The 13803-nt window shown below is 53.7% G+C and carries 9 protein-coding genes; 5 read left to right on the forward strand and 4 right to left on the reverse strand.

The genetic code is table 11. From position 1 onward, the window contains the following. Window positions 1–29: 29 nt before the first annotated feature. The 5 genes from xrtU (Poly59_RS08590) to Poly59_RS08610 all read left to right on the forward strand — a co-directional run bounded on the left by xrtU (Poly59_RS08590) (window position 30) and on the right by Poly59_RS08610 (window position 9951). Entirely contained in the window at window positions 30–1700 is a 1671-nt protein-coding gene (gene xrtU / locus Poly59_RS08590) for an exosortase U (RefSeq protein WP_222436064.1), read from the forward strand. Window positions 1701–1717: 17 nt separating this feature from the next. After that, entirely contained in the window at window positions 1718–3571 is a 1854-nt protein-coding gene (locus Poly59_RS08595) for a hypothetical protein (RefSeq protein WP_146533676.1), read from the forward strand. 179 nt (window positions 3572–3750) lie between these two features. Continuing rightward, window positions 3751–6270: a polysaccharide biosynthesis tyrosine autokinase gene (locus tag Poly59_RS08600; protein ID WP_146533677.1), complete on the forward strand. Its 2520-nt coding sequence runs from the start codon at window positions 3751–3753 to the stop codon at window positions 6268–6270. 268 nt (window positions 6271–6538) lie between these two features. Then, window positions 6539–8335 (forward strand): exosortase U, encoded by a 1797-nt coding sequence (xrtU, locus tag Poly59_RS08605; RefSeq protein WP_146533678.1) that lies wholly within the window; start codon window positions 6539–6541, stop codon window positions 8333–8335. Further along, the gene (locus tag Poly59_RS08610; RefSeq protein ID WP_146533679.1) at window positions 8332–9951 is read left to right on the forward strand and encodes a tetratricopeptide repeat protein; all 1620 of its coding nucleotides are present in this window, start codon (window positions 8332–8334) and stop codon (window positions 9949–9951) included. Before xrtU (Poly59_RS08605) ends, Poly59_RS08610 begins: the two co-directional genes overlap by 4 nt. A gap of 118 nt (window positions 9952–10069) precedes the next feature. Here the strand turns inward: Poly59_RS08610 and groL are convergent, their stop codons facing one another. The 4 genes from groL to trpS all read right to left on the reverse strand — a co-directional run bounded on the left by groL (window position 10070) and on the right by trpS (window position 13716). After that, entirely contained in the window at window positions 10070–11686 is a 1617-nt protein-coding gene (gene groL / locus Poly59_RS08615; RefSeq protein ID WP_146533680.1) for a chaperonin GroEL, read from the reverse strand. A gap of 66 nt (window positions 11687–11752) precedes the next feature. After that, window positions 11753–12070, reverse strand: a complete 318-nt coding sequence (gene groES, locus Poly59_RS08620) for a co-chaperone GroES (RefSeq protein ID WP_146534414.1) — start codon at window positions 12068–12070, stop codon at window positions 11753–11755. A gap of 277 nt (window positions 12071–12347) precedes the next feature. After that, complete coding sequence (gene acpS, locus Poly59_RS08625; protein WP_146533681.1) at window positions 12348–12734, reverse strand: holo-ACP synthase; 387 nt, start codon at window positions 12732–12734, stop codon at window positions 12348–12350. Between the two features lie 4 nt (window positions 12735–12738). Continuing rightward, window positions 12739–13716 (reverse strand): tryptophan--tRNA ligase, encoded by a 978-nt coding sequence (gene trpS / locus Poly59_RS08630; RefSeq protein ID WP_146533682.1) that lies wholly within the window; start codon window positions 13714–13716, stop codon window positions 12739–12741. Between the last annotated feature and the right edge of the window lie 87 nt (window positions 13717–13803).

Consider the following 13803-nt stretch of genomic DNA (forward strand, 5'->3'; position numbering starts at 1 on the left):
TGACGACCGCCAGCAATCCAAAACATGCCATGGCTGTTCCAGCGACAGCACGCAATGGCAATTCAGATCGCGCGAGGTTCTCACTTGATTCACGTGTTCAAACGCCGGTGCTATTTTGGAGTGTCATTTTTTTCGGCGTGCTACCGTTCTTGATCAAGTATTGCGCGGCAATGTGGAATCAAGATTTGTACCAGTACTTCCCGTTCCTGCTGATTGCGGTGTTCGGGTTGGCCTACCTACGATTCGATCGTCGCGTCTACTTACCGACGGGCCTTGGGGCACATCTTGCCATTCTGGCCGCGATTTGTTTCTTGGTTCCTGCCGCGATGTTGCAGTCGAGCTGGTTGGGCGCGATCGCTTTCATCTTTTTGACCGCAGCGTTTTTAGGGTCGCAACGAGCAAGGGACGGTCGATCACTGCTGTATCTTGCAGTACCGATGGTCATGTTCTTGCGTGCCCCATTGCTGGCCACGTACACCGTGATGAATCGACTGCAATTGATAACCACTGACTTGTCCAGCATCTTGCTGGATGTAGTTGGCGTTTTGCACAATCAGTCGACAAACACAATCGAACTCGTTTCGAAAAACTTGTTTGTGGCAGAAGCCTGCAGCGGTGTGCAGTCATTGTTCACGATCTGCTTTTTGGCGCTGGTGGTGCTAGTCTATCAACGCCGATCATTGATACTGACGCCGCTTTACCTTGGGATTGCGTTTCTGTTTGCGATTGCCGGAAACGTGATTCGAGTCACTTCGATCGCGATTGCCGAAGAATGGTTTCGCGTCGATATCACAACAGGGCTTCGACATGAATTGATCGGCTATCTCTGTCTAGCGATCGCGGCCGGGATGCTGGTGTCATTTGACCATTTGATCGGATTATTGCCTTTTGCGACACGGACCCAGCAAAGTGCGACCACGACCGACACGGAAGGCTTGGTCCAGGCAAATGCCGAGTCAGAATTTTCAATCGGGCACGGGTTACGCGGGATGCGAATTGGCCAAGTGGTACCTGTTGCGATTATCGTGTTGTGCGGACTTGCGATGATCACTCAGTATGCGTTGAGTGAAACGGATGTGCGTCCCGTGGTGGCAACCAACCAGGTCCTCTATGAACCGTCCCCCAGTTTCCTTAGCGGAGCAGGTGCCCCCGTTCGCGTTGTATCGCACGAAGTCAATCGAGACTCTCACGGCGATCGCAACGCAAGACACGGAATGAATTCGGACGTGTGGCGTTGTGGCATCGGGTCGCAATCTGGTCAATTCGTTTTGAGCCAGCCGTACATGGGGTGGCACGAGTTGACGATTTGCTACAAGGTTCAAAACTGGACCATGACAGCTCGCAATGCCGTCTCGGTTGCCGGCGAACAGGAACCTGTGGTCGTTGCCGATTTCCTGTCGGACAACGGCGTGCACGGCTGTTTGGTTTTCTCGGGCGTCAACTCGAACGGAAAACTTCCGCGGACGCCTGGTCATTCGCCGTATGCTCGCATTTTGGCGCCCGTCTATCCGTTGATCATGGATGACTTTGCCGAAACGTCGGGGAGTGCCCAAACGTTAATGCTGCAGTACTGGATGGCTCAGCCGCAACCGATCAATGAAGCCGACAAACAAAATGCTGTCGACGCGATGGTCAAGATTCGTCGGCATACCGCAAAAGAGATCGAAAAAACGTTTGTCGAGTCACTCTCGCAGCGGTGAACCCGAAAACTAACGCGATGCATTCTCCCCCCATGACGGAACACGACACCGCAAACGCAAACGCAAACGTCACGCTGCCTTCCAATGCGTCAGCAATAGAAGACAAACGAGACCTGAGGTATGCGTTGGCGACCATGGCTTTTGCAGCTTTGGTTGCCGCCGTTTTGCTTTACGGCGGATGGTGGCGTCAAGCCAGACTGCCGGCCAAGTACGAGGCTCTGCATGACGCTGCGGAGGCAGACTACGAACAGCAACTTGCCATCCCTGCTGCTGATCGCGACCCTGATGTGTTTTTTACGCTAGGATCGCGCGTCGATGTTTTATCACGACGTCTGTATCGGTATTCGATTGACCCGAGTCGCCAGTGGCAGCGTTCAGAGTTTCTGCGTGCCCACGCTCATCGACTTAGCCGGCTTGTTCAATCGCCGGATGACTGGTCCGATCCCGCACTTCTTGAAGACGCAGCGCAGCGCATTGGCGGATACTTGCGTGATTCGCAAGAGATGGCCGAGAAGGTGCTTCGATCAAATTCGATCTACAGCAGCGACGCCAACCTACGCCGCATCGAAGACGCCTTAGCGAACTCGTCGTTGGATCAAACACAGATCAACGAGTATCGCGAGCTCCTCGACTCAGTCATCTTGCAGGCCGATGATCATCGACGTTCTGCAGACTCAGGCTCGAAAGATCAAGATTTCCAAAAACGGTCACGACTAACGCGCCGCCGCGCTGCGTTGCTATCAGGAATCCTACTTTTTGAATCGGCATGGGATGACGCACCTAATGATTCTCCCTTGATTGCCAACCAGCAATCCATCGATCGTGCAGTCCTCGAGCTAACGGAACTGCGATCGTCACTTACAGACGAGAACGACGTCGGGAATCGGTTGCTCGACACCATCGCGTTGGCACTTCGATCTCAACTAGATCCCACACAACCTCAAGATCCGCCGGAAGACGAAGTCTCGAACCACGACGACTTTTCCGATGCGTTGGCATCGCTTTACACCGAATCAATCATCAGTGATTCCAAATTGAACACATCAACTCATCTGGTAGATTGGTTGCCCGGCTTGGCAGCATGTTGCCTGCAAGAGAACTGGTCGCGGGCTAACGAGTTGATCCGTCGAGCGGGGCGACAAGACGCACTATCGTCGAGTGAAGTTTCATTCATCAGGCGATGGACTGCCAAGTTCATTTGCCGCTTGATGGTTTCGAAAGGGCGTGCGTCTTCGGAGGCATCCGAGGGAGCATCCATGTCGGACGGACTAAGCCTAGCGATCGCAATGGACGCAGGGGGCGACGAAACCTGTTCAATGCTTTACACGATTGCAAGACTGCGTTCGAAAACGGAAAGCCCCAATGTGGAGCCCTCGATCGCGTCAAGGTTTGCTTCAGCAACCGATTCCGCGATGGCAATTCCTAGCCAGCCGGCGAGCTTGGTGTCCGCGATGATCGCGGCCGGGATGGACGCCGACACGGAAAAACAGATCGAAATAGCCGAAACCGCCGAGATGCTACAATCGGATCTTCCGACCCGCGTCGCTTTCGTTGCACTTTGGCGATATAGCGTCGTGGCCCCCCCGGCCAATGTCTCGATCTCAAACGACCAAGCAATCTCAACCAGGGATGATCGTGAAGCCGCAATTTGGAGCCAGATCATTGAGGCACTGATCGATCCGGATGCTCAAGATTCCAGTGGACTCGCCTACTGCCAACTCGCCCAATCTGCTTGGCAGTTTCACAACAACAAAATTGACGAGTCGTTTAAAAATTTGATCCAGGCTCGCGATAAACTAGGACCGCATCCTATCGTTGGACAACTCGAACGAGCCCACGCTGATCGCAAAATGTCAAAGCTAAATCGCTAGGCTGCCGAGGAAACCCAATTCGCTTTGATCACTTAGTAACGGTTATAGCGGAAAGCGACTTTGAAATCGCGCCGTCGAAGAGCCGGGGCAGAATTTCGAGCTTGTTTTTGAAGGCATGACGTTAGACTAAGAGCCTCTCTCATCAAGCCACACGAATTCCATCTAGCAGAATCATCCGGATGAAAGCTCAACAGCTTACCGAACCTCGGTTTTCTGATCCGAACCAAGGATTAACCGCCTCGGCTCAAACTGAGAACCAAGCGGTCAACATTGCCGATGCAGTGTGGCGTTACCGCTGGGCGGTCGCCCTGCCGGTCATCGTTGGCGCAGTTTGCGGATTGCTGATTTACCTGCAGTTGCCGGAAACCTATCGCAGCACAACTCGTTTGATGATCGAGTCTGACAACAAAGCGATGCTAGAATCGATGAGTGGCGAGGTGATCGGTGGCGTACCAGGCTTGGATATCGTTGAATCTCAACTTTTCAGCGATCGTGTGCTTGCTGCGACGTTCGCGAATCCGCGTATGCGACCGTTTCAAAGCGAATTCGAAAGCCATCAGGCGATGTTCAACGACATCGCTTTAAATTCGCTTGAACTGGAACCGGAGGTTGACGATCTTCGAACAGCGCAGTCGGTGGTGGCATTGTTGCATTTCGAAAGTGACGTCGAAGAGCTTTGCCAACCAGTCGTGCAGTCGTTTAGCGAATCACTGCAAGATTACTACAACGAAAATTACAAAAGCAATCGCGGCGACCTGATCAATCTGATCGCCAAGGGGATGGAACAGCTGCACCCGAAGATGCTTGATCTCGAATCTCGCTATCGCGAATTTCGACGCGATGCGCCATTGGCATGGGACTCCCAAGGCATCGCAATCAATCCGCACCGTGAACGCCAATTGTTTTTGGTGGGTCGCCGCAGTGAAGTGACCGAGAAACTACGAGAGAAGGCGGTCGAAGTTGCCGCGATCGAGTCGATCATTCGGGAATCTAAATCGGACCCGCTGCTGGGTTTGAACATCATCGGCGAACTGCTGGGCAAGAGCTTCACGATGCCCAACTCACAAGGCCGCCTGGAAGACCTGCAACAGGGTGACGCTGAACTGGCGAAGAACAATTTGGCGCAAGAGTTGGTACCGTTGATGATCGAACGCAACAAATTCGAATCGGAATACGGCCCCAGTCACCCTTCGGTCAAGGTACTCGACTCGCAGCTCGAAACGATGCGTAGCGAGTTGCAACGATTGGTCGAAGAGAAAACCACTCGCGTGATGACGTTGATGAGTGAGTCGCTGGCGGATCCACGCGAGCGAGCCATTGAAGCAGTCAACGCCGTCGTCTTGGCATCGAAAGCACAAGTGGCACTGCTGACATCTCAGGTCAAAGAACTTGACTCGCAAATCGAAGACGAGCGAACCGAAGCCGCGAAATTGGCTCAGTTCGAACAAGAAAACCAAGCTCAACTTCGCGAAATCGAGCGTACTCGCGAATTACTGAATCAGCTCGAAGAACAAATGGCTCGAGTCAATCTGGTTGAAGACGAACGCGGTACGCGAGTCGTCGAGCTAACGGCACCATCGCTGGCATACAAGGTCGGTCCGAGTTTGATCAAAACCGTCGGTGCTGGCAGCATCCTTGGCATTCTGTTGGGATGCGGTCTTGCGATCCTGTTGGAAAAGAACGCCAACACATTCCGCGACCCAGACGAAATCGCCGACATTTTGGGGGTTCCTGTCCTGACCCACATTCCATTCTTCAAAGGCAAGGTGAAGAAGAGTGTGAAGGGCGATATAAATCCGTACGAGAAATTCGACCAATCTCTGGCGGTCGTCCATATGCCGGCGTCGATTCCGGCGGAAGCGATCCGGAGCTGCCGAACGTCAGTCTTCTTTGAATTGACAGGCAGCGGATCATGGGGTTCGGCTGAAAAGTCACCGGGCGGCCGAGTCATTCAAGTGACCAGTCCGCTGCCGGGTGATGGCAAGAGTACGATCGCCGGCAACCTGGCTTGCTCGATCGCGCAAAGTGGTAAGCGAACGCTTGTGATCGACTGTGACCTTCGGCGTCCACAATTGACGGACAACTTCGACATGGCGGACCAGAAAGGTTTGACCGATGTCCTGAACTGCGAGTGCGATGCACTTGACGCTTGTCATGTGACGCCGCTTCGCAACTTGTTCGTGATGCCAAGCGGTGCGATCCCAGCAAACCCAGCAGAAGCTTTGACGTTGCCAGAGATGAGCAACATGATGGAAATGCTTCGCGAGAAGTATGACTACATCTTGCTGGACACTCCACCATTGCTGGTGGTCACTGACCCAAGCATCACGGCTAGCATGGTGGACGGAGTCGTGGTTGCCTTGCGGATTCGGCGCAAGAGTCGGCACAACGCTCGCGAATCAATCAACATCCTACGTTCGGTGAGTGCACGGATTTTGGGCATTGTGATCAACAACTCTGACGAAGCCGGCGCGAGCGACGGATACCGTGGATACGGATATTACCGATACGGTCGACACACCAGTCGCTATTATCGAGCCGGTAAATCCGGAAAGTCGCACAAGCCTTCGCAGCCCTTGATCATCTCCGGCAGGGGATCGAAGCCGCAAGCCAAAGCAACGTCAGCGAAGGCCACATCTGCCCAAGCGGCAACTCCGTCAACGTTGGGGGAATCAACGCTGAAGGATCTTACTGATTAGAAAGCCAAGATTCCTAATGACATCAGCTTCTACAAGCGATCAAACCAGTAAGCCCACACTCTGTGTCACTAGTTTGGATCTTGGCCTGTTCCGGCGGTTCCTCTAGCAACGATTTGCAAGACTTCGCCGCTGAGCTGTCGACTCAGCGAACCACCGCCTCGCCCCCGGCGATCAGCCCTTCGTTACCATCCCTCAGTTATGATGGATCTTTTGTACGGGCCAAATAGTGGCTTACTTCGGCTCAACACCTCCAACTTTGCTCGAACGAATGAACTCGGATGAATCGCTGGCGAGAATTTCTCGACAACTTGATGAGCTGAACAACCCCGGCGACAAGGACAGCTGGCTTACAAACTCATCAGGCATCCGGCTTTGGATCGTTTGTTTGATTCCAACGTTGCCACTGTTGCTGGTCTACCTCTGGGCCTCAGTTCGCACGGCGCCGCTCGCCTACATACCGCTGGCATTTTTGTTGGTTGGACTACTGTATCGGTCGAGAGCCGACAGCCCCGTTGGTCGACCCAAGAAGAAAGCAGACTGGCTTCCGATCGGAATCGGCTTACTGGCGGTTTTGATGGCCGTGCTGCTTTCTTATCCATGGTTTTCGGCCTTTGGTTTCGTCTGCATTGCAGGATCGTTTCTTCGCAGTGTGCGTGGAAGATTGCGTCGAAGTCTGGCATATTTAACCGCACCGCTGATTTCGATTCTGGTGCCACCGTTCCAAATCGACGACCTAATCGTGAACTGGGCACACCGTAAAACGACATGGATTGCGAGTATCTTTTTGGATTTCCTAGAAATCCCTCACGCAATCGACGGCAGTGTGATCCAGCTTTTCGAACTTGAAGTCCTTGCCAGCGAAGTCAATGGCGGATTCCTGTCGATCTTCTGCCTCTTTTTCATCGCGTGCAGTTTGATGGCTTGGAAACGCGTCAGTCTATGGCTGTTACCGGCCTACGCGATTGCGGCACTGGCTACCACCATTTTGGTCAATGCATCGCGAGTCACCTTTCACATATTCGCAATTGAATCACTCGAAATCGACGAAGCGGTTAGCTGGTTGCCGATCGCGGCCGCGGCCACCGCTGGAATCGCAGCGATTGCAATTCTCTACTCGTTTCACCACCTAATCACAGCGTTTTTTCACTTCGTTGAACCCAACCAAGACGCAAACGTGAACCCGATCGTTCAAGGCTTCAATAAGCTTTCGTACATGAACGAGAACCGAGCATTCGAAGAAATGTCACAATATCGATCACGTGAAGGCCGTGATGAGGCTGTCCCGATTGCCAGCACAGCGTGGATGGGCCTGGTTGGAATTGGCGCACTGCTTGCACTGCTTTCGGTCGTCCAAGTGTTTCGATCGCCAATCGTATCGGACGACAAACTAGTAGCAACCAAGGTACTCCTTGCACCGGACGAAAATTTCTTTAACGCAGTCAAGATTCAGGCCGCAAAGATCGAATCGCATTCGCTCACGATGACGGAACAAAACAATGGTCCTGAACTGCGAAGCGATTCGTGGGAAGGCACATTCGGCGATGCACAACTAAAGATTCAAATCACTCAGCCATTGGTTGGGTGGTGGGAGCTGTCCAATGGATATCGTCAACTGGGCTGGGAAGTGCTTGACCGAGATACCGTTGCTGCAACCGAAGATGGAATTGAATCCGATAAAGACGCACTTTCAAAGCCGTTCATTTACGCGCGCCTTCGCCAGCAAGAGCCTGAACTACTGCAAAGCTACCTGTTCTTTTCATCGGTCGATGAGCATGGCAAGATCGGTGAAGCGCCGACCGGATTCGAATCATTGCTGAAGCGACTCAAACGCAGAATGGGCTTTGGCAATCGCGAGACGGCGGTTGCGATGATTCAGATGTGGGTAATATCGAAAGACCGCCTATCATCGTCTGACCTGCTGGAACTGCGACTTGCGTTCGTCAAGTATCGCAGCACCCTTTCCGACGCTTTGAAATCAAGCAAAAATCAGGTCGGAATTCCCGACAAGATCGACATCGAAATCGACAGCATCGAGACCACGTTTCCCAACGAGATAACGCCATGACCGAATATTTGAATCCAGTGAAGTGGATGCGGTGGGCAAGCCAATTCACATCGAACTGGTTTCTATCGTTGCCGGTACGCGATCTTCCCAAGGCTGCTTTGGCGGTTGCCGTTCTTGGCCTATTGGCCATCTGCGCCATCGCCGCCAATTCGGAAAGTTCGGATTGGCGAGGCCGATTGCTGGACCGACAATTGATCTCGGCGTTTGAACGCGACGACTTTGGGACCGCCGAATTGGTCCTAAACCGAAAGATTCGCAAGACACCCGACGACCCACAATTGCTATTTCGACTGGGGCTCGCCAAATACGCTCAAGACGAAAAAGAAACCGCGATCGACCTAATGCGATTGCTGGTGAAGAGCAAACGCCACGACCCAGCGGCGCGATGGCTGCTATTCAACAAGTTCTTGAACAAAGATTGGTCGACGTTTTCCGACGATGACAAGACCGAGTTTGGGCAATTGTTGGCGATGGTCCACAAAGAGGCCCCGAACGAAATCGCGATCAAACAGGTCTATGCTGAATACCTGATTGCATCAAAGGATTACTCAAAAGCAATTCCATTGCTGGACGATCTGTCACGGACACAGCCCATGCGGGGACTGCAAGCAGCTGTATTGGCAAGAGAACAGGGGAACGACGCACTTGCGGACCGACTAGCACGCCGAACGCTTGAATCCGTTGAAAGGTTGTTTGAGGAAGAGCCCAACAATGTCGGCTTGGTGGTAGCGGTTTCGCAGAACCAGATGTTCTTGAATCGCTATGCCGAGGCTGTCCGTACGCTCGAGGCAGGCATCAGTCGCGCAACCAAGGAGGAAGACAAACGCATCCTTTCGGCGAAGATGGGTGACTGTATCGTGATGTGGGTCGGCGAAATCGAAAAAGCGTCAACGACCACTGAAAAAGAACGACTTCGTGTACTGAAAATGTTGCAGGTTGCTCTCGTGTTTGCACCTCAAAACCCACGTGTTTTAACACTGGTTGCCGACAAAGTTTTAGCCACTCTTAACGACGACGACGAACAAATCGCGGCCGTTCGGAACGCATTGGTTAGCGGCAGCTCGCCTGGAATCGCTCACTTTATCCGCGGAACAGCGGCTTTGATGGAAGGTGAGGTCGATCGAGCTCAAACGTCGCTCTCGCTGGCCGCCAAGGAGTTGCCACAAAGCGGAGCGATCCTGAACAACCTGGCCGTCGCTCTTTCAATGCAGAGCGAAGATAACTTGGAGCGAGCCCTGAAGATATCGGATCAAGCGATCCTGCAGACCATCAACGCGACCCCGCACTTCTACGAGACACGTGGTCAGATCCTATTCCGATTGAAACGCTTCAAAGAAGCAATTCCGGATCTCGAGCGTGCCGTTTCGGTTCCAAGCTTGGCCAAGAACGCTCACCTTTCATTAGCCGAATGCTACGAGCAGATTGGCGATGACGAAATCGCAGAAATGCATCTCGAAGCATCCAAGAAAGAGATCTCAGATCCTGCCGAAGAGGTTTCGGAAGCTAACGAGTCCACAGACGGCGAAGCAGAAACAAGTGATGCGGAAGCGGAAACAGCAGAAGCTGAGCTAGAAACAACGGAAACCGAAACCGCTGACGCTGATTCGGCTCAGTGAGTTTTACTCGGTCAGGGTAGTCGACAGACCGGCGACCAGCTTTCGCCTGCATAACTGCACAAAAAAAACGGCCGACTTTTGTCGGCCGTTTTTCGTTCATTACTAGCAAAGTCTTTGCTTAGTACATGTCGTGGTCGCCACCGGTGCCAGCCTTCTTGCCGGCAGGCTTTTCGGCGACCAATGCATCGCTGGTCAACAGCAACGTTGCAACGCTGGCGGCGTTGCTGAGAGCTGTTCGCGTGACCTTCGTTGGGTCGATGACACCAGCCTTGACCATGTCTTCGTAGACGTCGGTCAAAGCGTTGTAGCCATCGTTGCCCTTTCCGGCCAACACTTTCTCGCAAACAATTCCACCGTCTTGACCGGCGTTTTCGGCGATCATGGTCAACGGTGCGCGACAGGCACGGATGACGATGTTGTAGCCAACGATTTGATCTTCGGTCATGTTTTCGGCATGCTTGACGGCTGCAGAAGCACGCAACAACGCGACTCCACCACCCGGCAAAATGCCTTCTTCGACTGCCGCACGCGTTGCGTGCAGAGCGTCTTCGACACGAGCCTTTTTCTCTTTCATTTCGCTTTCGGTCGCAGCACCGACATTGACCTTGGCAACGCCACCGGCCAACTTTGCGAGTCGCTCTTCCAGCTTTTCGCGATCGTAATCGCTGGAGCTGTTTTCGATTTCGCGACGGATTTGGTCGATACGCGCCTTGATGTCAGCGCTCTTACCGCCACCTTCGATGATGGTCGTGTTGTCCTTGTCGACCATGATCTTTTTGGCACGACCGAGCATCGGCAAGTCGACCGTTTCGAGCTTCGTTCCGAGAGCTTCGAAAATCGCTTGACCGCCGGTCAGAATTGCAATGTCTTCCATCATCGCTTTGCGACGATCGCCATAACCAGGTGCCTTGACCGCACAAACGGTGAAGGTGCCACGCAGGCGATTGATGACCAAAGTTGCAAGGGCTTCACCGTCGACATCTTCGGCGATGATCAACAATGGCTTGCCTTGCTGAACAACCTTTTCCAACAGCGGCACCATGTCTTTGATGTTGCTGATCTTCTTTTCAAAGACAAGGATGTAGGCGTCTTCGAGCACGACCGACATTGCTGCTGAATCGGTGACGAAGTACGGCGACAAATAGCCGCGATCGAACTGCATGCCTTCGACCCACTCTTGTTCGGTCTTTAGGCTCTTGCCTTCATCGACGGTGATGACGCCGTCCTTGCCAACCTTGCTCATCGCGTCGGCCAACAAGTCACCGATTTCGCGATCGTTGTTAGCTGCGATTGTGGCAACGTTCGCCATCGCCTCTTTGTCTTTGACCTTGGTCGCCATCTTGTGAAGCTTGTCGGTAATGTCGGCCACAGCGGCTTCGATACCAGCTTTCATTTGGATTGGGTTGACGCCCGCAACGACTGCCTTAAGGCCTTCGTTGAAAACGGCTTCGGCCATCACGGTAGCGGTCGTCGTGCCGTCACCAGCGACATCGCTGGTCTTCGACGCGACTTCGCGGACCATACGGGCACCCATGTTTTCAAAAACGTCGTCGAGCTCAATTTCCTTGGCAACGGTGACGCCGTCCTTGGTGACGGTTGGGCTTCCGAAGCTCTTTTGCAAGATGACGTTACGGCCTTTTGGCCCCAGCGTGACCTTGACGGTACGTGCCAGTTTTGAAACACCGCGGCGAATCGCTTCGCGTGCTTCCTGGTCGAATGCAATGATTTTTGGCATAGGTAGTGATTCTTGCTAAATAGTTTGATGGAGAAATGTGATGACGCGATCGCTAAAACCAGCGACTTACTCGACAACCGCCAAGACGTCGTCTTCACGCATCAGCAGGTATTCGACGTCGTCGATTTCGACTGTTTCGCCGGCATAGCTGCTGAACAGGACCTTGTCGCCATTCTTCAACTGGCTTTCCGCACGGGTGCCGTCATCCAGCAATTTGCCGCTACCGATTGCGACGACAGTGCCGCGGGCTGGCTTTTCGCGAGCCGAATCGGGCAGCACGATACCGCCAGCGGTGGTTTCTTCGCTCTCAACACGTTGAATGACGATTCGCTCGCCCATCGGTTGTAGACGGATATTCGACTTGTTTTTCGTGGCTGTTGCCATCTCCGTGGTACCTTTTCTTGGATGATGCTGAAGGGATGTGAGTGTTTTGTTCATGCGAGGATGCGCACCTTTGGCAGCAGCATCCGCGTGGAGTCGCTAAAGAGCAATCGGTGTGCCAGACGCAATCTTTCAGCTGCAAGTTCTTTCTATTAAACAGCTTACGGCAAAGACGCCTAGTTCGATGGACGTCTGGCAGACCAATTTGGCAGGATCTGATTTCGAACGGCAAATTGGGGCCGCTGATGGCGGAGGCGCAAACTGCCCCACTACTTACCCGCTATTCCAGTTCATCGGTGGCCAAGACATAGGCGGTGGCGTGAGTCCGGCAGGCACCTAGTGAGACATGCAGTTTTTCGATGCCAACTTGGTCGGCCCACTCGGCGGCCATTCCTGATAACAGGATGACGGCGCCTTCGCGCGGGTGGACGGCGACTTCGATGTCGGTCCAGCGGACGCCTTGGTTTCGGCATCGCATCGCCTTCATGGCAGCCTCTTTTGCCGCCCAGCGCCGAGCGAAGTTTTGGGTCGAGTTGGCGGCCCCGATGCAGTACTCGATTTCGTCGGCAGTGTAGACGCGTTCTAGAAATTGCTCGCCGTGCGTTTCGATCATCTTGCCGATGCGAACGCACTCAACGATCTCCGTTCCGGTGCCGAGAATTGCCATGAATTTATCTTAGCCCACATGCTGTCTGGGCACGCGACAAAACTTCGGCGGCAACCGTCCGAGCCCGTTCGGCGCCTGCTCGCAGCGCCTCGTGAACGTAATCGAGGTTCTTTTCAAGGTCCGCCCGTTTCTCGCGAGCCGGGCCGAAATACGCTTCACTGGCTTCGGCGATCGCCTTTTTGACTTCGCCGTAACCGAAACCGCCTCGGCGATACATGGCGGCCATCGCTTCGACTTCGGCATCCGATGCGAACAGACGATAGAGATCGTACAGATGGTCGCCTTCGGGATCCTTGGCGTCTTCCATCGCTCGGCTATCCGTCGTGATCCGCATGATTTGCTTGCTGATCTTCTTGACCGTGTCAAGCTTGTCGTCACAGAACAGCGGCAGCGTATTGTCGTAACTCTTGCTCATCTTTTGCCCGTCGGTGCCAGGCACTTTCGCACCGTTTTCGAGCGTTTTGGCTTTAGGCAGCACGAACGTTTCACCAAACGAGTGATTGAAACGGCCGGCCAGGTCGCGGCAGACTTCGATGTGCTGGACTTGGTCTTCACCCACCGGAACGATTTGCGAGTCGTAAGCCAAAATGTCAGCCGACATCAGCACCGGGTACGTGAACAAACCAGCATCGGCAACCAACCCTTTGGCCTTCTTTTCCTTGTAGGCATGGCAGCGTTCGAGCAACCCCATTGGTGCCCCCGACAACAGAATCCAGTTCAGTTCGCTGACTTCGGGCACATGCGACTGGACAAACATCGTCGCTTTGGCAGGGTCAAGCCCGAGCGCCAACAGATCCAGCGCCGCATCAATCACGTATCCGCGCAGCCGGGCTGGATCGCGTACCGTGGTCAGGGCGTGAAGGTCGGCGATGAAGTAGAAGCCGTCGTTCTCTTCTTGCAGGTCGATGTATTGGCGAATCGCACCAAAGAAGTTGCCCCAATGGGGACGGCCGGTCGGCTGAATGCCGGAAAGTACTCGCATGGAATCGGTGATGGTTAGGAGGATTCGTAGCCCCGACACATCGTGGCAGGGTGCTGTTTGTTGGATCGCGGCGTGACCCAGGTCCGT

Source organism: Rubripirellula reticaptiva (assembly GCF_007860175.1).
Classification (GTDB): domain Bacteria; phylum Planctomycetota; class Planctomycetia; order Pirellulales; family Pirellulaceae; genus Rubripirellula; species Rubripirellula reticaptiva.